The sequence below is a fragment of the Klebsiella sp. BIGb0138 genome (assembly GCF_004342285.1).
Lineage (GTDB): Bacteria > Pseudomonadota > Gammaproteobacteria > Enterobacterales > Enterobacteriaceae > Klebsiella.
Genome location: NZ_SMCV01000003.1, coordinates 373,639 through 394,368, shown reverse-complemented (window position 1 = coordinate 394,368; position 20,730 = coordinate 373,639). Strand labels below are relative to the sequence as shown.

22 protein-coding genes are annotated in these 20,730 nt (G+C 56.4%); 8 read left to right on the top strand and 14 right to left on the bottom strand.

Translation table 11 applies throughout. The annotated features are described in order from the left end of the window. The first annotated feature begins 148 nt into the window (after positions 1 to 148). Positions 149 to 2,293, top strand: a complete 2,145-nt coding sequence (locus EDF73_RS09970) for a TonB-dependent siderophore receptor (RefSeq protein ID WP_132728735.1) — start codon at positions 149 to 151, stop codon at positions 2,291 to 2,293. Positions 2,294 to 2,329: 36 nt separating this feature from the next. Here the strand turns inward: EDF73_RS09970 and EDF73_RS09965 are convergent, their stop codons facing one another. After that, a complete protein-coding gene (locus EDF73_RS09965; RefSeq protein WP_004859189.1) occupies positions 2,330 to 2,671 on the bottom strand; it encodes a RamA family antibiotic efflux transcriptional regulator in 342 nt (113 codons plus the stop codon). 32 nt (positions 2,672 to 2,703) lie between these two features. After that, on the bottom strand, positions 2,704 to 3,804 hold the full coding sequence (locus EDF73_RS09960; protein WP_132728733.1) for an MBL fold metallo-hydrolase: 1,101 nt from the start codon (positions 3,802 to 3,804) through the stop codon (positions 2,704 to 2,706). Between the two features lie 189 nt (positions 3,805 to 3,993). On the opposite strand from EDF73_RS09960, the gene EDF73_RS09955 reads away from it, so the two are divergent. The 3 genes from EDF73_RS09955 (at position 3,994) to nfsB (ending at position 5,737) form a co-directional block, all read left to right on the top strand. Further along, positions 3,994 to 4,575 (top strand): TetR/AcrR family transcriptional regulator, encoded by a 582-nt coding sequence (locus tag EDF73_RS09955; RefSeq protein ID WP_132728731.1) that lies wholly within the window; start codon positions 3,994 to 3,996, stop codon positions 4,573 to 4,575. Continuing rightward, positions 4,575 to 4,955 (top strand): MmcQ/YjbR family DNA-binding protein, encoded by a 381-nt coding sequence (locus tag EDF73_RS09950; RefSeq protein WP_132728729.1) that lies wholly within the window; start codon positions 4,575 to 4,577, stop codon positions 4,953 to 4,955. Before EDF73_RS09955 ends, EDF73_RS09950 begins: the two co-directional genes overlap by 1 nt. 128 nt (positions 4,956 to 5,083) lie before the next feature. Then, a complete protein-coding gene (gene nfsB, locus EDF73_RS09945) occupies positions 5,084 to 5,737 on the top strand; it encodes an oxygen-insensitive NAD(P)H nitroreductase (protein WP_132728727.1) in 654 nt (217 codons plus the stop codon). Here nfsB and EDF73_RS09940 read toward each other — a convergent pair. From EDF73_RS09940 to EDF73_RS09910, 7 genes are all read right to left on the bottom strand, one after another. Further along, positions 5,734 to 6,777 (bottom strand): DUF2157 domain-containing protein, encoded by a 1,044-nt coding sequence (locus EDF73_RS09940; protein WP_132728725.1) that lies wholly within the window; start codon positions 6,775 to 6,777, stop codon positions 5,734 to 5,736. The genes nfsB and EDF73_RS09940 overlap by 4 nt on opposite strands. Positions 6,778 to 6,885: 108 nt before the next feature. Further along, on the bottom strand, positions 6,886 to 7,722 hold the full coding sequence (gene manZ / locus EDF73_RS09935; protein ID WP_132728723.1) for a PTS mannose transporter subunit IID: 837 nt from the start codon (positions 7,720 to 7,722) through the stop codon (positions 6,886 to 6,888). Between the two features lie 8 nt (positions 7,723 to 7,730). Then, on the bottom strand, positions 7,731 to 8,528 hold the full coding sequence (locus EDF73_RS09930; RefSeq protein ID WP_132728721.1) for a PTS mannose/fructose/sorbose transporter subunit IIC: 798 nt from the start codon (positions 8,526 to 8,528) through the stop codon (positions 7,731 to 7,733). 10 nt (positions 8,529 to 8,538) lie between these two features. Then, positions 8,539 to 9,012, bottom strand: coding sequence for a mannose/fructose/sorbose PTS transporter subunit IIB (locus EDF73_RS09925; RefSeq protein WP_132728719.1), 474 nt, complete (start codon positions 9,010 to 9,012; stop codon positions 8,539 to 8,541). Position 9,013: 1 nt separating this feature from the next. Next, positions 9,014 to 9,433: a mannose/fructose/sorbose PTS transporter subunit IIA gene (locus EDF73_RS09920; protein WP_132728717.1), complete on the bottom strand. Its 420-nt coding sequence runs from the start codon at positions 9,431 to 9,433 to the stop codon at positions 9,014 to 9,016. 16 nt (positions 9,434 to 9,449) lie between these two features. After that, positions 9,450 to 10,007: a 6-phospho-3-hexuloisomerase gene (gene hxlB, locus EDF73_RS09915; protein WP_132728716.1), complete on the bottom strand. Its 558-nt coding sequence runs from the start codon at positions 10,005 to 10,007 to the stop codon at positions 9,450 to 9,452. Positions 10,008 to 10,018: 11 nt separating this feature from the next. Further along, complete coding sequence (locus EDF73_RS09910; protein WP_243655213.1) at positions 10,019 to 10,750, bottom strand: ribulose-phosphate 3-epimerase; 732 nt, start codon at positions 10,748 to 10,750, stop codon at positions 10,019 to 10,021. Between the two features lie 288 nt (positions 10,751 to 11,038). Here EDF73_RS09910 and EDF73_RS09905 point away from each other — a divergent pair, with 288 nt between their 5' ends. Further along, a complete protein-coding gene (locus tag EDF73_RS09905) occupies positions 11,039 to 11,809 on the top strand; it encodes a DeoR/GlpR family DNA-binding transcription regulator (protein ID WP_132728714.1) in 771 nt (256 codons plus the stop codon). Between the two features lie 32 nt (positions 11,810 to 11,841). Here EDF73_RS09905 and EDF73_RS09900 read toward each other — a convergent pair whose 3' ends face one another. Continuing rightward, entirely contained in the window at positions 11,842 to 12,711 is an 870-nt protein-coding gene (locus EDF73_RS09900; protein WP_132728712.1) for a helix-turn-helix transcriptional regulator, read from the bottom strand. A gap of 109 nt (positions 12,712 to 12,820) precedes the next feature. Here EDF73_RS09900 and EDF73_RS09895 point away from each other — a divergent pair, with 109 nt between their 5' ends. Together EDF73_RS09895 and EDF73_RS09890 are read left to right on the top strand one after the other, a co-directional pair. After that, entirely contained in the window at positions 12,821 to 14,248 is a 1,428-nt protein-coding gene (locus EDF73_RS09895) for an MFS transporter (protein ID WP_132728710.1), read from the top strand. Between the two features lie 77 nt (positions 14,249 to 14,325). Then, positions 14,326 to 15,570, top strand: a complete 1,245-nt coding sequence (locus EDF73_RS09890) for a mechanosensitive ion channel family protein (RefSeq protein ID WP_132728708.1) — start codon at positions 14,326 to 14,328, stop codon at positions 15,568 to 15,570. Between the two features lie 3 nt (positions 15,571 to 15,573). On the opposite strand, the gene EDF73_RS09885 is transcribed toward EDF73_RS09890, so the two are convergent. Then, a complete protein-coding gene (locus EDF73_RS09885; RefSeq protein ID WP_132728706.1) occupies positions 15,574 to 16,554 on the bottom strand; it encodes a LacI family DNA-binding transcriptional regulator in 981 nt (326 codons plus the stop codon). A 262-nt stretch (positions 16,555 to 16,816) separates the two neighbouring features. On the opposite strand from EDF73_RS09885, the gene EDF73_RS09880 reads away from it, so the two are divergent. Beyond that, positions 16,817 to 17,233 (top strand): Exc2 family lipoprotein, encoded by a 417-nt coding sequence (locus EDF73_RS09880; protein ID WP_132728704.1) that lies wholly within the window; start codon positions 16,817 to 16,819, stop codon positions 17,231 to 17,233. Between the two features lie 39 nt (positions 17,234 to 17,272). On the opposite strand, the gene EDF73_RS09875 is transcribed toward EDF73_RS09880, so the two are convergent. The 3 genes from EDF73_RS09875 to EDF73_RS09865 are packed head-to-tail and all read right to left on the bottom strand — an operon-like array spanning position 17,273 to position 20,670. Next, a complete protein-coding gene (locus EDF73_RS09875; RefSeq protein WP_132728702.1) occupies positions 17,273 to 18,424 on the bottom strand; it encodes a Gfo/Idh/MocA family oxidoreductase in 1,152 nt (383 codons plus the stop codon). Then, positions 18,421 to 19,449: a sugar phosphate isomerase/epimerase family protein gene (locus EDF73_RS09870; RefSeq protein ID WP_132728700.1), complete on the bottom strand. Its 1,029-nt coding sequence runs from the start codon at positions 19,447 to 19,449 to the stop codon at positions 18,421 to 18,423. Before EDF73_RS09870 ends, EDF73_RS09875 begins: the two co-directional genes overlap by 4 nt. A gap of 15 nt (positions 19,450 to 19,464) precedes the next feature. Further along, the gene (locus tag EDF73_RS09865) at positions 19,465 to 20,670 is read right to left on the bottom strand and encodes an MFS transporter (protein WP_165905693.1); all 1,206 of its coding nucleotides are present in this window, start codon (positions 20,668 to 20,670) and stop codon (positions 19,465 to 19,467) included. Positions 20,671 to 20,730: the final 60 nt, after the last annotated feature.

Here is a 20,730-nt window from a genome sequence, read left to right as displayed (position 1 = left end):
ATTTACCCGTGTAAAAATTTGTTAATAACGCTAATGCAAATGGTAATGATTTGCAATAACATCAGTTTCGCTCGTGACAGCCATTAGATTTTTCTGATGGGGAAAATGGATGATTATGGCAATTTAAACCAAGGATACAGCGAAAAATATGTTTAAATATAATAAGATAACAAAACTCTGGTTAACAGGTCTTGCCGTGGCGACACTCGCAGGACAGGCGCTGGCGGCGGAGGAGACTCTCGTTGTCAGCGCGGGCAGTAATGAAGACCCCACCGCCCCGGTCAAGGGCATCGTGGCGACGAAAACCCTTTCAGCCACTAAAACCGCCGCCGAGCTGGTGAAAACCCCGCAGTCGGTTTCCGTGATCACCCGTGACCAGATGGCAGCGCTGGACGTCACATCGGTCTCCCAGGCGCTGCGCTATAGCGCCGGGGTGTTCACCGAGTATCGCGGATCGTCCAACCGCAACGATGAAGTCTTTGTTCGCGGCTTCAGCTACGTGCCGAAGTTTCTCGACGGCCTGAGCTATGGTGCCACCGCCTCGTCACAAACCGGCACGATGGATCCGTGGCTGCTGGAGCGCGTCGAGCTGGTGCGCGGCCCGGCCTCGGTGCTTTTTGGTCAGGTCAACCCCGGCGGGCTTATCAGCATGACCAGCAAACGCCCCACCAGCCAGCCGGTGCATGAAGTGCAGTTCCGCACCGGTAATCACCAGCTGGCGGAAGGCGCTTTTGATTTCGGCGGCCCGCTGAGCGATGACGGACGCCTGCTCTACCGCCTGAACGGCATCGCCCGCACTCAGAACAATCAGGTCGACGACTATAAAGAGACCCGGATGGCGATCGCCCCGACGCTGACCTGGTACCCCAACGACGCCACCCGTTTCACCCTGCTGACCAGCTATCAAAAAGATCCCGATGCCGGCTATCGCAACTTCCTGCCGCACTACGGCACCGTCAGCAGCGTCGATGGCAGCTATATTCCGCGCGACTTTAACGTCAGCGACCCCAGCTACGATCAATCCTGGCGCGAGCAGACCCTGGTCGGCTACGAATTTGAGCACCAGCTCAACGATACGCTCACTCTGCGCCAGAACGCGCGCTATGCGACGATCAAACAGAAATATCGCTATCTGGTGTATACCAACAGCGCCGCCAGCAGTTCAGTGCTCTCGCGTCGCGCCCAGCATGAAGAGCGGCAAACCGACGAGTTTGCCATCGATAACCAGCTCGAGGCGCAGTTCGCCACCGGCGAGTTGACGCATACCGCCATTGGCGGGCTGGATTACAAAACCAGTAAGGATAAGCAATATCTCGGCCGCGCCGGTGGGTCGCAGTACGATCTCGACTGGCGTCATCCGGTCTATGGCGTGAAGGTCGATGAAAGCACCTTCAGCACCGCCAGCGATGAACAGCAGAATCTCGATCAGCTGGGTCTCTATCTTCAGGATCAGCTGAGCTGGGAAAACTGGGAGCTACTGCTTTCCGGCCGCTACGACTGGGCGGAAGTTCGCACCAGCGACTTTACCGATAACAGCCGCACGCAGAAAAACGACAGCAAGTTCACCTGGCGTACCGGCCTGCTGTACGCGTTTGATTTCGGCCTCTCGCCCTATATCAGCTACAGCACCTCGTTCGAGCCCAACCTGCAAACCAACCGGGCGCCGGGCGTGGAGCCGTTTGCGCCGAGTGAAGGGAAGCAGGTGGAAGCCGGCGTGAAGTATCAGCCGACCCCATCGGCGCTGATGACGCTGGCGATGTATGACCTGACCCAGAGCAACGTGGCGACGTATAACAGCGCGGCCGGGTGGTTTGAAAATAGCGGTAAAGTGCGTTCGAAAGGCATTGAAGCCGAGGCCCACGCCACGGTCTTTGATAACCTGAATCTGATCGCCTCTTACACCTGGACCGATGCCGAAACCGTCAGTACCACCGTCGCCGGGACCGAAGGCAAAACGCCGGCGCGTATCCCGACGCATATGGCCTCGGCCTTCGCCAGCTATACCCTACCGAACGGGGCGCTGAAAAGCCTGACCGCCGGCGTGGGGATGCGCTATATCGGCACCAGCTACGGCGACGCCAAAAACACCTTCAAAGTGCCGGCGGTGGATCTGTATGACGCCATGGTCAGCTATGAGCTGGGGGAACTGAATTCGGCGCTGCAAGGAGCCAAAGTCCAGTTCAACGTCAACAATATCGCCGATACCAAATACGTCGCTTCATGCGCCAGCGATAGCGCCTGTTTCTACGGCATTGGTCGCACGGTAACCGCCACGGTGAACTACGCCTGGTAACCAAGCGGTCCGCCGGTCTCCTCCGGCGGACGCGCCTCAGTGGGCGCGATTGTGATTTTCTTTCCGGTAGGCGCCCGGCGGCTGATGAAAGGTGCGGGTGAAAATGCGGGTAAAGGTTTGCTGGGAATCAAAGCCGTATTTCAGGCAGATATCATAGACCCGCTGATCGGTATCGCGCAGGTCACGCGCCGCCAGACGCAGTTTGCGCTCGCGAATATAGCGCCCCAGACTCTCCCCTTTATACTGTAAAAAGAGTCGTTGCAGATGCCATTTTGAATAACCGGAGTGGCGAGCAATATCATCAATACGCAGCGGTTGATGCAAATTATCATCAATCCATCCGACGATAGTCTCAATCACCTGAGCGGAAATAGTCATAAGTCCTCTCTCCTCTTGAACCAAACTGGCGATTAGCGCCACCAGGCATTAAACGATTGTCTCTTATCGGCGACCCAAACCGGCTCGCCCAGCATCGGCGTTAACAGACGCCACGGTCGTTGTTCGCTGGCCGCCGCCAGCCGTTTGTAGGGGTCGTCCCAGCTATGTTTCGCCAGTACGAAGCGCCCCGCATGCCCAGGCAACACCGCACGAGCGCGCAGATCGTCGGCGGCCTGCGCGGTCTCATCCGGCATCATGTGAATGTACTTCCAGTCCTGGTCGTACTGGCCGTTCTCCATAATCGCCAGATCCACCGTTCCGAACTGCTCGCCGATGGCTTTGAAGTGCGGGCCGTAGCCGCTATCGCCGCTGTAGTAAATCTTCTGCTGCGGGGTCACGAACATGAAGCTCGCCCACAGCGTCTGATTACGCTTGAGCCCGCGCCCGGAGAAATGACGGGCGGGCAGCACATGTACGGTCAGTTCGTCGCTGACCGGCAGCGCCTGATTCCAGTCAGCCTCGCTGATGATGGCGCCATCCATTCCCCAATAGCGCAGGTGGGAACCCACGCCGAGCGGCGTCACCACGCGTTTGATTTTCGGCATCAGCGCTTTGATGGTCGCGTAATCGAGGTGGTCATAGTGATCGTGCGAGATAATCAGCAGGTCGATCTCCGGCATACGCTCCGCACTCCACGGATACTCTCCCGGGAAGGCTTTATTGATGAAGGAGAACGGCGCGGCATAGTCGCTGAATACCGGGTCAATCAGGATACGTTTGCCCGCCAGCTGCAGATACCAGGAGGAGTGGCCAAGCCACACCATCGCATCCTGCCCGGACGGCAGGCTGGCAAGATCGGTCTTCACCAGCGGCAGCGGCTGCGCAGGACGGGCATTCTCGCGCTTAGCGACCAGAAACTCCCACCACGCGGCCAGCATGTTTTTCTGCCCGGTGAAGCCCGGTGTTGGCAGCTGATTATGAAACTGGCCGTCATGATAGTGCGGCGACTGTTCCACCAGACTGAGCTGCGCGCCCTGCGGCGCCCGACCAAACCCGGCATTTAACACAAACGGCAAAGCTGTTGCTGAGGCTAATAACATGATGGCGACCACGCTGAAAATGACACGGTTCATAACCTGACCAGATGAAACGCTCGATCCTGAACGTTTGGTGATAAAACTTGATTATGAGTGAGTAAGCACTCATTATTAAGATGAATATGAAAGTCGTCAAGACGATTTTCAAATTTTGACATCCACCGTTGCAGTGCCGTCCCCAGGCATGGTTAGATCGGGGTTTCATTTCGCGTGAGGTAAAATGCAGTGGCTCGTCCTAAGAGTGAAGATAAAAAGCAAGCGTTACTGGAGGCCGCAACCGCCGCCTTTGCCCAATCAGGTATCGCCGCCTCAACGTCGGCGATTGCCCGCAGCGCCGGGGTCGCCGAGGGGACGCTGTTCCGTTATTTCGCCACCAAGGATGAGTTGCTCAACGAACTGTACCTCACAATCAAGTCCGGATTAGTGCAAGCCATGGTGTCCCGGCTGACGCCAAACGAAAAGCGGCCCAAAGAGAACGCCCGTAACATCTGGCACAGCTATATCGACTGGGGCATTCACCACCCGATGGAGCACAAAGCGATCCGCCGGATGGCGTTGAGCGAAAGGATCACCGACGAAACCCGTACCCGGGTCAAAGAGATGTTTCCCGAGCTCAACGAAATGTGCCAGCTGTCGGTCAAAGAGATTTTTCAGAGCGATGCCTACCGCGCCTTTGGCGATGCGCTGTTTCTTTCGCTGGCGGAAACCACCATCGAATTCGCCAGCCACGATCCCGAGCGCGCCCGCGAGCTGATCGCCCTGGGTTTTGAAAGCATGTGGCAGGCGCTCCACGAGCAGGTCGCCTGATGGATCGCGCCTCGCTGCACGCCAGCGCTCACCGCATCGCGCTGGCATATCCGTTTACCGAGCACTGCTGGCCGTTTGGCCCGGAGTACGACGTGTTTAAAGTCGGCGGGCGCATTTTTATGCTCACCATGACCCTTCGCGGCCGGGCGCTGGTCAATCTGAAGGCCGACCCGCAAAAGTCGCTGCTGAATCGGGAGATTTACCGCAGCATTGAGCCCGGCTACCACATGAATAAAAAGCACTGGATTACCGTCGTGCCCGGCGACGATATCAGCGAAGACCTGCTGGCTGAGCTGATCGATGATTCCTGGAATCAGGTGGTGAACAAACTGGCGAAAAAAGTTCAGCTGCGGCTGCGCCCGGAGAGATTTTCAGGTTAGCGCGATAAGTGTTATCGCATTTTTGTCTCTTATCATTTCCCTGCCTTCGCTGTACTCTTCCCCCACTCAACGCAGCCGTAACGGCTGTAAGCACCTATTATCCAGAGAATAAACCGTGAGGAACAGTTATGGATATCGTCTCCGTTGCCTTAAAACGTCACTCCACGAAAGCCTTTGATGCCAGCAAAAAGCTGACGGCTGAAGAGGCGGCGAACCTGAAAACGCTGCTGCAGTTCAGCCCGTCGAGCACCAACTCGCAGCCATGGCACTTTATCGTCGCCAGCACGGATGAAGGAAAAGCGCGGGTCGCAAAAGCCGCCAGCGGCACCTATGTTTTCAACGAACGTAAAATCCTTGATGCTTCTCACGTCGTGGTTTTCTGTGCCAAAACCGCTCTCGATGACGCCTGGCTGGAGCGTGTGGTAGACCAGGAAGAGGCCGACGGGCGTTTTGCCACCCCGGAAGCCAAAGCCGCTAACCATAAAGGCCGCCTGTTCTTTGCCGATATGCACCGCAAAGATCTGCATGACGACAGTCAGTGGATGGCGAAGCAGGTATACCTGAACGTCGGTAACTTCCTGCTGGGCGTGGCGGCGATGGGGCTGGATGCGGTACCGATCGAAGGGGTCGATTTCGCGATCCTCGATGCGGAGTTCGACCTGAACGCGCAGGGCTATACCAGCCTGGTAGTCGTTCCGGTCGGCCATCACAGCGTTGAAGATTTCAACGCCGCCCTGCCGAAATCACGCCTGCCGCAGGCGACGACCATTACCGAGATTTAATCTCCCTGGGCACGCCGCTCGCCGGCGTGCCAGATTCTTTCCGCGTAGCGGCCAAGCACGGCCAGCGACACTGCCAGAATCAGGAAGAACACCACCTTATGCATGCTCCCCCAGAAATATTCGAAGAAGCGGGTGTAGAGGTTTAGGGCGAGGAAGGTCAGGCCAAAACCGCGAAGCATTCCGTCATCGGTTTTCAGACTGATATAAATACAGATTCCCGCCGCCACGCCAAATAACAATGCCCACGGCAGCAGCGACATTTGCGAGAGGCTGTAGCCGCTATCGGGATCGAAATTGCCAAAAATCGACAGAATCCATAGCGCAATAAACAGATAGGTCAGACCCATGGCTTTACTGACGGTAAACAGCCGACGCTGCCGCAGCCGCTTTTGTAGCGCAAAACAGAGTGCCAGCAGCGCGCCGCCAAACAGCACGAAGCGAATCGGATAGCTCATGCCCAGCCAGTAAGCGCCCCACCCCGAGACATAGCCGGTTTCCGCCCCAAACCAGTTGCCGAGCGCCAGCAGGAAAAATAGCCACACCAGCCCGGAACGGGCAACGAAGCCGATAGCGCCGTAAATCGCACAGCCCGCGAGGAATAACGGAGCGATATGGCCGCTGCCGTTATCGAGCCGCTCGCCGAGCTGCCAAAGCGCCAGCGCGGTAAACACGACGCCAGTGAACAAAATCGCCTCGTTGCTGTAGCGCCACGACGATTCTCGCCGCTGGCGGCGAAACCCCCACAGGTAACAGGCCAGAGCAATCACCGCCGGCAGGGCGATACGCGCCAGCGCCGAGTCGTTGAACAGGCTCACCAGCCAGTCGATCAGTTGGCTATCGGCGAACAGACTGGCCAGAGCAATCAGCAGGCAGGCCAGCGCGGTCCAGAAAGCGTAACGGCTCAGGCGCTGCCAGTCGAAGGTAGAGCGAGTTAAATGCGCGCTTAAATGCTGCAGCATCCGCTCATCAATGACGTTATCTTGCCGCCAGCGACTCAAGGCCTGGCGAATAACTTTTTCCTGCTGGCGAGTGACTTTCATCTGGCGTCATATCCCTACGGCAATATCGCGTAAGTATGACACGGAAAAAGCGCCGCGGCATGTTGAACCAGACCGGTCAAATATTCACCATGGCGGCGCTAAAATACGCTAACCTAAAACTCCGGCAGCATAGCCGGCAACCCCCAGGATAAAAATCGCCAGAATCATCAGCAAGGCATTCACTTTCCTGCGTAATAGTGATGCGACAAACAGCGTCAAAATCAGCGGCAGCACCCCAGGTAAAAGCTGATCGAAAATGTTTTGCAGCGTGGTTGTGACCACCTGTCCATCGGCCGCGGTTATTTTTGACACCACGACGGGAACATTGATCGTTGTCCATTTGCACACCAGTGCCCCCATCACAAACAACCCCAGAATCGATGCCCCCTCGGTCAATTTTTGCAGACGGTTGCCGCCCAGTTCACTGAGGATTTCTCGCCCTTTCCGATAGCCGTAATTGAGACCATAGTATTTCAGCGCCAGGCGAATCAGGTTAAATAAGACAAAGAATAAAATCGGCCCAAGAACGTTACCGGTCAGGGCGATTGACGCCCCTAAAGCCGCGAGGACCGGACGTACCGTTCCCCAAAAAATGGGATCGCCAACGCCGGCAAATGGCCCCATCAGACCAATCTTCACCCCGCTAATCCCTGAGCCGGTAATCGCGGCACCATGCGATTTTTCTTCCTCCATCGCTGCGGTGACGCCCAGAATCGGCGAGGCGACATAAGGTTGGGTATTAAACCATTCCAGATGACGTTTCAACGCCTCGGCACGTTCGGGCCCCGGTCCATAAAGACGTTTAATCGCCGGAATCATAATAAAGCAGATCCCCAATGCCTGAGCACGTTCGAAGTTAAATGAGCCAAGCAGAATATTGGATCGCCAGAACATGCTGCGAAGATCGCCGCGGGTCAGCGTTTTTTTCATTTCATCAGTTTGCATTATTCACCTCAGGCATCGAGATCGTCATCATCAGAGACAGTAGCCGGAGCCGCTGAGGCTACCGCGGGTACTCTGCTTTGATATTTCGGATGGATTTGCATCCACAGCAGCGCAATCACCAACCCCATACCGCCGAAACCAACCAGGTTGAAGGAAGTAAACGCCGCAATCAGGAATCCGCCAAAAAAGAACGGCATCAGATATTTCACATTCATCATATTGATGACCATCGCATAGCCCACCACGACCACGATACCGCCACCAATTTGCAAACCACGCGTGACCACATGAGGGATATTGGTTAAAATCGACTGCACCGTTTCAACGCTCATCATCAGCACCGCCAGAGTCGGTAACGCAACGCGCAAGCCCTGTAACACCAGCGCGCTGACGTGCATTAGCTCGATACCACGCGTGCTGCCGCGCTCGGCATATTTATCCGCCCGGTGAATAAAGAAGACCGTAATCGTGCGAATAAAAATCGTCAGTACCTGACCGGCCGCCGCCAGTGCAACCGCGATCGCGATTCCCTCCCCGACCCCCTGCCCGGTGGTAATCACCAGAATAGTGGCAATCACCGACGCGATCGCGGTATCAGGTGCCATGGCCAGGCCAACATTCATCCAACCGAGCGCCATCATCTCCAGCGTACCGCCAAGAATGACTCCCGTCGTCATATCCCCCAGGACGAGGCCAACCAGCGTACACGCGATCAGCGGGCGGTGAGTTTGCCCTTCATCCAGTACACTCCCCATTCCTGCCAGGGCCGCGATGATCACTAACGCCACAATTTGCCATGTGTCCATAAGTCCCCCCTCACAGTTTGTCCATTAAATTAACCTGGTTATCAGATGGCAGCTGTCGAAGCTCAAGGTTGACCCCTCGCGCGTTAAGCTGGCGGAAGGCGGTAATATCGTCCGGCGCCACGCTGACAGAACGCGTAATTTGCTGTCGCCCTTCTTCAAAAATCATCCCACCGACGTTGATGCTGTCGATTTTCACACCGCCTTCAACAAGGCGCAGCACATCTCCGGGACGGGCAAAAAGCAAAATCGCCGTCGCCTCCCGATATTTTTCGCTATGCCAGGCGCGGATCATCTTATCTACCGTTACGACGCTGGCCTTCATTTCGGGAGGAGCAACAGAAATCAGCAATGCTTTACGCATTTCATCCGCCGCAATAATATCGGAAACAACGATAATACGTTCTGCGGGAAAAGATTTTACCCAGCGGGTAACAACTTGCCCATGAATAAAACGATCGTCAATTCTTGCCAGTACTATATTCACGTTATAAATCCTCTTCATCCGCCTCAGCAATAATAAAGTCAGTACGTAACCGAACAATCCCCTCCGAGCCTGATTGCTTTGCCAGCTCAGCTAATACCGCAAGCGTTGTCACCCCATCCCTTTCGATTAAAACATTCACCAGCATAGGTATATTTACGCCAGTGACGACTTCACATTTCGTCATATATTTACTATATAAAGCAGCAGCATTAAATGGGCTGCCTCCGGAAAAATCGACAAGAAAAAGCACCGCGCCAGAGAGTGTTAAGTTTTTTATCTTCTGCACCAGGGAGTCAATATTTTCACCCGGTAAAAAATCAACGGCAAAAAGCTGATGCTGTTCGCCAATAATCATTTGTACCGTCTCGCATAATACATCAGCGCTACGACCATGAGTCACTATCACCACTGAAATAGCCATAATATCTCCGGATTTATTACTCCAGGTTGGCGTGAAACTGCCACAGACTATGAATATCAAGCCGTTTCTTTGTAATCATCATCATCGCGATGGTATCCCCCAGCAGCAGCAATGATTGTTCAAACAGGCTGGTCATCGGCTGCTGCGAAGGTATCTCATCGTCGCAGTGCTGCTTACCCTGAACGGGAATACGCACAAACAGATCGCAATATTCCCGCATGGAACTCTGCGGATTCGCCCCGATATGAACGACCGTGGCCGCAAAACCCTTCGCTTTTTTAGCAACCCCCAGTGGCAAAAGCGTCTCGCCACTTCCGGAACCAACTATCAAGAGGTCATTAGCCGTAATTGCCGGTTCAGTAATTTGCCCGACAACCACGGTATTGATGCCAAGATGGGACCATCGTTTAGCAATCGCCTGTAAGGAAAGTAGCACCCTGCCGACTCCGACAAAAAAAACCTTATCCGCTTTCTCTATAGCTAAAATAAGCTGTGAGACTTGTTCAATATCGATTCTCTCAAGAGTCTGACTAATTTCCCGCACAATAATACGTTCCGAGATAAGATAATCCATTGCAGACTCCATTACATATTTAAAATGAGATCGGCTAACGCTTTTCGGTTTTCCGCAAGCGTATATCCAGAGCGATACAGGCTGGTGCTACCAAGAACCAGATTATCAGCTCCGGCGGCGAGCAGTTGAGGAATGGTGGAGAATGAAACCCGGCCATCAACCTGAATAGCAGGACGACGTTCGAGCCTGCTGATATATTCAGCCAGGCGTTGAGTCTTCTCTATGGCGTAACTCACCTGCTGCTCATTCTGATTATCGGCATAACCCGGATTAATTAACATCAGCAGGACGTTATCCAGCTGCGGTAAAATATACTCCAGCACGGATAATGGTGTTGCCGGATTAAGCGCGATACCGGCTTTAACCCCCTGCGCTCTGATCATATTGAGTAACCGTTCAACATGCAGACTCGATTCATAATGAAAAGAGATTTGCTGCACGCCAATATCCAGCACTTTCTTGACGAAAAACTCATTATTTAACGCCATGATATGAATATCAAAATCCAGGTCGGTCAATTCCCTTAACCGTTTAATCGTATCCAGCCCCAGCGGCATTGCCGGGCTAAATGCGCCATCGATAATATCGATATGCAGCGCATCAACCTGGACGGATTCCAGTTCACGTATTGAGGATTTTAAGTCCGCTAAGTCAGCACACATCACTGACGGAGAAAGCCATATTTTTCGGTTCACATTATCCCCTGCACCTATTTTTTCGCAATACAACACAAGCAAACGCAATACATAATCGCAATATCATCGCAAACAAACGCAACAACAAGCGCAGAGATCGCAAAGTATCGTCTGGATCACAATTAATAAAATTGTGATCCATTGTGAAAAGACAGAAATGGAGAGGTCTGGACATCCGCTCAGCAAGCGCTTCCCCGCCGGAAAAGCATTCTGCAAGGCCCGTCGGCAGGAGAGGCTACCTGCCAACCGACCGCAAGCAGACGGCGAATAAGCATGGTATTATGCGCGACATGGTTGGGATTCATTGGGTTTTAACGCGGTCAACAAGGGTAAGAGATGGCAAATTCGTTAACCATTGAAAGACGGAATAAGCTGGCGCAAATACTGATTGCGGAAGGTAGCGTCAAGGTTGGCAAAATCGCAGAAATGTTCGGTGTCTCGACGGAAACGATTCGCAAGGATCTGATTTATCTTGATAAAAAAGGCATCGCAACCAAAGGCCACGGTGGCGCGATTGCCTCTGGCAATATTCTGGCTATCGAACAGCCCCTGGCGCAGAAGAATACCGAACATTTACAGCTTAAGGATCAAATAGCCCAGCTCGCCATTCAACTGATTCCCGATCGGGGCGTGGTGATTCTCGATACCGGCAGCACCGTTCAGTGCGTTGCCAAAGCGTTAACGAGCAAAAGCAAACTCACCATTATTTCTAATGCGATCAATATCATCCAGCCGCTCAGCGGCACGGATAACGACGTTTTTCTGGTCGGGGGAAAACTACGGCCAAATAGTCTGGCCTTAGTCGGCATGTGGGGAATTCATGCTTATCAGTCCATCAATGCGGATATTGTCTTTCTGGGGACGGATGGATTGAAAAATCGTACAGGCCCCTGTACGGCCTCTTACGAGGAGGCGGAAATCAAGGCCGCGATGGTAAAAAGCTCCCGCCTCAAGGTGGTGGTGAGCGATAGCACCAAATTCACCAGCTCAGGTCTATTCCAGTTTTGCGATTGGTCTGAAATAGACTACTTCATTACCGATAGCGCCATCCCGGAAGAAGAGCTCAACCATTTGTCTAAACTGACGGAAGTCATCGTGGTCGATTGAGTGGCTCGTTCCGTGATTTAACACGATGCCCTTCAATCCTGCTGATCAAGCCATGCCAGCGCCCGCTCGCCGGCCTCATCCATCGGCAGATAGACCAGCAGCCGCGAACCGTTGCGCGGTGCGGAATACCAGTACATCTGCTGCAGGCTGAAGCGCCCGAGCTGCGGATGGTTGAAATTTTTGACCTGATTTTCCACGCCGCGCACCTCATACCGCTGGTGCCACAGCGCTTCAAACTCGGCGGAGGCGGCGAAAAAGCGCGCCAGCTTATTTTCCCACAGCGGATCGCCCCGGTGCTCGGCCATCGCCGCGCGGAAGTAGGAGACAAACGTCGGCAGCACATCGCGGTTTTCGATGCGGCGGCGCCAGGTATCATTAGTCAGATAGAGATAAATACAGTTGCGATCTTCTTCGGCCAGCGCGGCGAAATCCACGCCCATCAGGCGGCAAAAGCTGTCGTTCCACGCCACGATGTCGAAGCTGGGTTTCTGGATGCTGGCGGGCTGCGGCATCAGGCTATCAAGCAGCCGCCGGGTTCCGGGGCTTATCCCCTCGCAGACCGTGATCTGGGGCGCTTCCGGCGGCGTCAGCCCGGCCAGCACAAACAGGTGCCGCGTCTCCAGCGGGCTGCACTGTAGCGCGTTCGCCACGCCCACCAGTACCGCTTCTGACGGATTGACCTCCCGCCCCTGCTCCAGCCAGGTGTACCAGGTGACGCCGACGTCCGCCAGCATCGCCACCTCTTCGCGGCGCAGCCCGGGCGTGCGCCGCCTCCCGACCCGCGGTAGGCCCAGACGCTGGGGATCGAGGCTTTCACGCCGGGCGCGCAGAAAGGCTCCCAGCTGCTTGCGGCTATCATCGGGCGCGATCGGCCCCGATTCACGTTGCGGCATCCCCGTCATATCCCCTCCAGCATGGTAGTACCAATACCAGTATAGACAGGAACTGGTACCCGTTTAATTTATCGGTAATGCTACGACCATCCGCTGAATGACGCAATGGAGAGATCCGATGAATTCGTCTGCTGTTTCACCCGGCCGCGCCGGTTTACTCCTGCTGTTGACCGGCCAGATGCTACCGCTGATCGACACCTCAATTACCAACGTGGCGCTGGATTCGATCACCCATTCGCTGAATGCCAACGCTACCCAACTGGAGCTGATTGTCGCCCTCTACGGCGTCTCTTTTGCCGTCTGTCTGGCGATGGGCAGCAAGCTTGGCGACAACTATGGCCGCCGTCGTCTGTTTATGTGGGGCGTCGCGCTTTTTGGCCTCGCCTCCCTGCTGTGCGGGATAGCGAACTCCATCAACGCGCTGCTGGCGGCGCGTACGCTGCAGGGGGCCGGGGCGGCGCTGATCGTGCCGCAAATACTCGCCACCCTACACGTCACCCTGAAGGGGAGCGCCCACGCGCGCGCCATCAGCCTGTATGGCGGGATCGGCGGGATTGCCTTTATCGTCGGGCAGATGGGCGGCGGCTGGCTGGTCTCGGCGGATATCGCCGGCCTCGGCTGGCGTAACGCCTTCTTTATCAACGTGCCGATCTGCCTGCTGGTGCTGGGCTTTAGCCAGCGCTATGTGCCGGAAACCCGGCGCGAAGCGCATTCGCGCATCGACTGGCAGGGCACCTTTAGCCTGGCGCTGATCCTCTGCTGTCTGCTGTTTCCGATGGCGCTGGGCCCGGAGCTACACTGGCCGTGGTCGTTACAAATCCTGCTGGCGGCGGTGCTGCCGCTGCTGGCCTGGATGCGGGTAAGCGCCCTGCGTAAACAGCAGCGCGGTGAACAGCCGCTGCTGCCGCCACGGCTGCTAAAGCTGACCAGCATCCGCTTCGGGATGGCCATCGCCCTGCTGTTCTTCAGCGCCTGGTCGGGTTTTATGTTCTGCATGGCGCTGACGATGCAGGCCGGTCTGGGGATGGCGCCGTGGCAGTCGGGCAACAGCTTTATCGCCCTTGGCGTGGCCTATTTTCTCTCCGCGCTGTACGCGCCGAAGCTGATTGCCCGCTACAGTATGGGACGCATTCTGCTGATGGGTCTGGTGGTGCAGATAGCGGGTTTGCTGCTGCTGATGGCGACCTTCAATCACTTCGCCAGCCATACTTCTACGCTGGCGCTGGTGCCCTCTACCGCGCTGATCGGCTACGGTCAGGCGCTGATCGTCAATAGCTTCTACCGCATCGGCATGCGTGATATCAGCGCCTGCGATGCCGGAGCCGGGAGCGCCATTCTGAGCACGCTCCAGCAGGCGACGTTAGGACTGGGGCCGGCGATTCTGGGTTCGCTGTTTTTAACCCTCGCCCAGCGCAGCGGCGGCGACTATCCGCAGGCGCTGATCGACTTTCTGGCCGTCGAAGCAGGGATGATGCTGCTCTTAGGGGCCATTGCCCTGCGGCTGCGTCATCATCTGAATATCCGTCCGGTGGCTACCGCCTCGTAATTCACATTGGCGTCACGTCTGATTTGCATAATATACATCCAGCGGTCATCATAACCGCTGGATGTACAGGAGACGTTATGCAGGAATTAATATCGCAAATTGCCGCATCAGGCATCAAAATTACCGCCACTACTTCACTCATCATTATCTTCGGCATTATTTTACTGACGGCGATCGTCATTCATTTCATTCTGCATAAAGTGGTATTGCGCACCTTCGAAAAACGCGCGCAGGCCAGCAACCATTTGTGGTTGCAGATCATCACGCAGAATAAACTGTTTCACCGGCTGGCCTTTACCCTGCAAGGGATTATCGTTAACGTCCAGGCGGTACTGTGGTTACAAAAAGGTAGCGAAGCCGCGGATATATTAACCACCGGCGCCCAGCTGTGGGTCATGATATATGCCCTACTGTCGTTCTTTTCGCTGCTCGATGTGATCTTTAATTTATCGCAAAAGCTGGCCAGCGCCTCTCAGCTGCCGCTGAAAGGGATATTCCAGGGGGTTAAACTGGTCAGCGCCATTATCGTCGGCATTCTGGCGATCTCCTTACTCATCGGCCAGTCGCCGGCGATTCTGATCAGCGGCCTCGGGGCGATGGCTGCGGTACTGATGCTGGTGTTCAAAGACCCGATTCTTGGCCTGGTGGCCGGAATTCAGCTCTCAGCCAACGACATGCTGAAACTCGGCGACTGGCTGGAGATGCCGAAATACGGCGCCGATGGCGCGGTCATCGATATTGGCCTGACCACGGTAAAAGTCCGCAACTGGGATAATACCATTACCACCATTCCCACCTGGTCGCTGGTGTCCGACTCCTTTAAAAACTGGAGCGGTATGTCGGCCTCAGGCGGCCGCCGTATAAAACGCAGCCTGAATATTGATACCACCAGTATTCATTTTCTTGCTGAACAGGAACAGCAGCGTTTAATTCAGGCCCGGCTGCTCAAACCTTATATGGATTCACGCCATCAGGAAATTAGCGAATGGAACCAGCAACACGCGGAGGATCGTTCAGTATTGAATCTGCGTAAGATGACTAATATCGGCACCTTCCGCGCTTATTTGCAGGAGTATTTACGCAACCACCCGCGACTGCGCAAAGATATGACGATGATGGTCCGCCAACTGGCCCCGGATGCCAACGGTTTACCGATTGAAATCTATTGCTTCACCAACACGGTGGTGTGGGCGGAATATGAGGGCATTCAGGCGGATATTTTCGACCACATTTTTGCGGTGGTCGACGAATTCGGTTTACGTATTCATCAATCCCCCACCGGCAACGATATTCGTGCGCTGACGGGCGCGGTCAGCAGCTGATCCTCAGGCGCTGGCGCGGGCAATAACGCGCCAGTCCATCATCACCCGCTCGGCGGCGGCATCCGGGTTGTCGATTTTTTTCAGCAACAGCGTCACCGCCGTGCGGCCAATCTCTCGCGAAGGTTGTTCTACGGTGGTCAGCTGCGGCGAGACCATCTCCGCCAGCTCCGTGCCATCAAAGCCCATCACCGCAATATCCTCCGGCACCCGCAGCCCCGCCTGGGCGATCGCGCGCAGCGCGCCTGCCGCCAGAGAGTCGGCGACGGCAAATACCGCATCCGGTCTCTCGGTTAACGCCAGCAGCGTTTCCATTGCCGCTTTACCGGCGGCGGCGCTGAGATCGCTGGCATAGGCCACATGCTGATAGCCCAGCCCCCGGACGTGGAGCACGTCTTTATAGCCGCGCTCGCGCAGGCGGGCGTAGCGATAGCTGAGATCGTGGTTAATCAGGGCGATTCGCTGGCGACCGCTCTCCGCCAGCCGCGTCACCGCCCCCTGCGCGGCGTCAATATCGTTAATTCCGACGCAGGAAATTGTGCCGGCGTCAGCGTATTCCGCGCACTGCACCCACGGCGCGTCGCCGATCATCATCGTCAGCTCCGGCAGACTGGAGAGCGCATTCATGGTGATAATACCGTCCACCATTTTTCCCGACAGCAGCTGCAGCCCGGAGGTGGAACGCGCCAGGTCCGAACCGGAGTTACACAGCAGGATCCGGTAGCCATGTTTCTCCGCCTCTTCTTCGATACCCTTCACCACTTCCGCGCAGAACGGGTTGGCGATATTCGATACCATCACCAGAATCATGTAGCTCCGCGCGGTGCGCAGCTGGCGAGCCAGCAGATTAGGTTGATAGTTGCTCTCTTTAATCGCCTGCAGTACGCGTTCGCGGTTCTTCGGTTTGACCGTATCGCTGTTATTCAGCACCCGCGATACCGTCGCCACCGAGACCCCCGCCAGGCGAGCGATTTTCTGAATTGACATAGAGACTGCACTTCCTGCGATGAAGGTGATAGTGCGCAGGCTATCATAAATAAGCCGGGATGCGCAGCGGCAGAAGAGCGCCGCCGCGCGGGTTGCCGCCCTCGTTAATGTGCCGCGAAGCTATTAATTATCAGGGCTATTTTCCCCGCTCGTTACGAGGGATGATTTTACAGGTACACCAGACACCGCCCGCCAGCCGCGCAGGTGCGGTGACAAAAACAGTATCTTTTCACTTATTAATACGTTAGGGATGATGCCATCAATGAATAGCAAACTCGTGTTTCTCGCCCTCGGCTGCTCGCTGGCCGCGCTCAACGGCTGCACCGCGTCCAAATCGTCACCGGAGCGCCACGCCTACTATTTTGTCGCCCACCGTTCCGATTTTGTCGGCGGCAATTTTGCGGTGAATCAGCAGGAGAACTACCGCTTAAATCTGCCGACCTTCAGCGAAGCCTATCAGCGCGGCAAGCAGGACCGGACGGCGGGGGTCAGCGAAAGCGATGCCCGTCGCAACGCCGATGCGATTAAGCAGCAGGTGGCCAAGGGCGCCCAAACGCAGCACTCATTTACCGGCAACGCCGGCGATAAGTGGAGCAACGAGATGGAGAACAAAGACGCCGTCCTGTTCGGGAATGAACTTTCCGGCGCCTATCTGGATGGTTATCTCGGGGTGAAGTAAGACGCCCTGCGCCACCGCCGGTGGCGCAGTATCCTCCGGCTAGCGCCCGACGCGGACCCAGCGCTGCTGCTGATGGCTTTGCACAATCGCATCGATGATATACATCACATCCGCCCCTTCATAAAATGAGGCAAAACGCCGCAGGTTTTCTGGCGGCATCTTTCCGGCGCGTACCGCCTGGTAGAAGTACAGCATCATATTTTTAAAGGCGTCCGGCCAGCCTTCACTATGCCCGCCGGGGAAATGCGCGCTGGCGGCAACATCGTGCTGCATCAGGCTCGGGTCATCGCTGAGCATCTGGTTCGGCTGCGCGCGCTGGCCAATCCACAGCCGCTGCGGGAGCTCCTGATCCCACGCCAGCGAGCAGACGCTGCCGTTGATTTCCACCGCCAGACGGTTCTTTCTTCCGGCGCTAACCTGCGAGACGGTAAAGCAGCCCTTGCTGCCATCATCAAAGCGAAACAGCACCGACCCCATATCTTCCGTATCCACCGGGCGTTCCTGATAACCCGCCTTCTCATCCTGCAGGCCAAAGGTGGCGTGGCCGGCGAGCGGGGCATGGCGCGTCGGCCAGACGATCGCCAGATCCGCCATCACCTCGGTGATGCGGCGGCCGGTTATAAACTGAACCGTATCGCACCAGTGGGAGCCGATATCCGCCACCGCCCGCGATGCGCCGCCCAGCGCGGATTCCACCCGCCAGTTGTAATCGCTTTGCCGCAGCATCCAGTCCTGTAAATAGCTGCCGTGCGCCGAGAACAGCCGTCCGATCTGCCCCTCGCGCATCATGCTGGCGGCCTGCTGAACCATGGCGAACTGGCGGTAGACAAAGCTCACGCCATGTACCACGCCGGCGCTTTCCGCCAGCGTCACCAGCTCACGCGCCTCATCCGGGCGCATGCACAGCGGTTTTTCCGAGAAGAGATGCAGCCCGGCGCGCAGCACCTGACGATTAATCTCAGCGTGCAGATGGTTCGGCGTGCAGTTATGCACCACCTGCAAGCCGGGATGCGCCAGTAGATCCTCAACCCGCCCGTAGGCATGGGCCACATTCAGCTGCCGCGCCTTTTGCTGCGCCTGCGCCAGATGGCTATCGCATAGCGCCACCACCTCGATATCGCCCACCCGGCGCAGGGCTTCAATATGCGTCGGGCCGATAAACCCGCTGCCGATAATCCCGACCTGAATCATCCCGGCCCCCCGCTTCCCGCCGCAAAATCATCAAACGCCCGCCCGGAAACCGGAATGATATGGCGACGGATAAACTCGCTGCCCTCCCGCGCCCCGGTCTCGGCCTCTTTCAGGCAGCACTCCCACTCCAGCACCGCCCAGCCATCAAAGTCGTATTCGGTCAGCTTGCTGAAAATACTTTTGAAATCAATCTGCCCGTCGCCCAATGAACGAAAGCGCCCCGCCCGCTGCAGCCAGGGCTGGTATCCCCCGTATACCCCGCAGCGGCCATCGCGGCGGAATTCGGCATCTTTGACGTGAAAGGCTTTGATGCGCGAATGATAGATATCGATGTACGCCAGGTAGTCCATCTGCTGGAGGTGCAGGTGGCTGGGATCGTAGAGCATATTGCAGCGCGGATGGTTCTCCACTCGCCGCAGGAAACGCTCAAAGGTGACGCCATCATGTAAATCTTCCCCCGGGTGGATTTCGTAACACAGATCGACGCCCTGCTCGTCGAAAGCGTCGAGTATCGGCCGCCAGCGCCGCGCCAGCTCGTCAAATGCCTCCTCCAGCAACGGCGCGTTATGCGGCGGCCAGGGGTAAAAATAGGGCCACGCCAGCGCCCCGGAAAAAGTGGCATGGGCCGATAATCCCAGGCGCCCGGAGGCGACCGCCGCCTGCTGCACTTTTTCCACCGCCCACCGCTGGCGCGCCTGCGGGTTACCGCGCAGCGCAGCGGGGGCAAAGGCGTCAAAAGCCGCGTCATAGGCCGGATGTACGGCCACCAGCTGGCCTTCAAGATGGCTGGAGAGCTCGCTGATGGTCAGGCCATACTCCGCCAGCCGCCCGCGAATCTCATCGCAGTAGGTCTGGCTCGCCGCCGCCCGTTCGACATCAAATATGGCCGGATGATTACACGGGATCTGCAGCGCCTGATAGCCAAGGCCGGCGGCCCAGGCCGCAATCCCTTCCAGGGTATTAAACGGCGCCTGCGGGCCGATAAACTGCGCCAGAAAAATCCCCGGTCCCTTGATCGTTTTCATACTTCCTCCCGATTGTTATTGCGGCTCTTTCTCGTTGTACTGGAAAGAGAAAAGGAAAATCAGCGCGATAAGCGCCGCGGCTACCGCCGGGATCCACCAGAAGGTCACCCACGCCTGCGGTACCGCCTGCCCGGCCACCAACTGGTGATACAGCGCCCCGGAAATTTGCGAGCCCAGCAGCATCCCGATGCCGTAGGTAAACATAACGATCATACTTTGCGCCTGGCCTTTGACCTTGTCGCCCGCGACGCGATCGGTATAGATAAAACCGACGACAAAGAAGAAGTCATAGCACACGCCGTGCAGCAGAATGCCGAGATAAAGCAGAAAACGTCCCTCTTCGCTGACGCCGAGGGCAAAGAAGGCATAGCGCACAAACCACGCCGCCATCCCGACCAGCAGCATGTATTTCACCCCCAGGCGACGAAACAGCAGCGGGATCACCAGCATAAAGGCAATTTCGGACATCTGGCCGAACGCCATCGCCGTGCTGACATCAGCCACTCCGGCATCCGCCAGATAGGAGGCGGTGAAGGCGTAATAGGTACCCAGCGGAATGGAGATCAGGGTGGCGCAGAGCGAAAAGATAAAGAAATGGCGGGTCTTCAGCAGCGCAAAAGCATCGGCGCACAGCAGATCGCGAAATTTCACCGGTATGCCTTTCGCCGGCGCCGGGGTATGCGGCAACGTCAGACTATAGAGAGCCAGCGCCACCGAGCACAAAGCCGCCAGCTTGAAGATCGCCGTGGTATCGGAAATCCCGGTTACGCCGATACAGATCCCGGCGACGATCCAGCCGATGGTGCCAAAGACACGCACCACCGGGAAAGTTTTATCGACATTGTTCAGACTGTGGAAAGCAATATTGTTGGTCAACGCCAGCGTCGGCATGTAGCACAGCGTATAGCCGAACAGCAGGCCGATGAGCAACGCGCCATTTTGCGCGACCAGCGCCTGCGGGACAAACCACAGAATAACCGCCCCCGCCAGGTGCATCGCCGCCATCACCTTCTGTGAGGCAAAGAAGCGGTCAACCAGCATCCCCAGCACAAACGGCGAGAGAATCGAGGCGATGGGCCCGGCAGAAAACGCATCGCCAATCAGCAGCGACATCTCGTAACGCGTCATCACCAGGCCCAGGGTCACCGACCAGCTTCCCCAGATAAAAAACTGCATAAACATCATTAACGACAGGCGCGGCACCAGAAACCGCTGCTGCACGCGGGCACTTTCACGACCTTCAGTTGTTGATACCATTTTGACCGCCCTCAAAAAGTAATC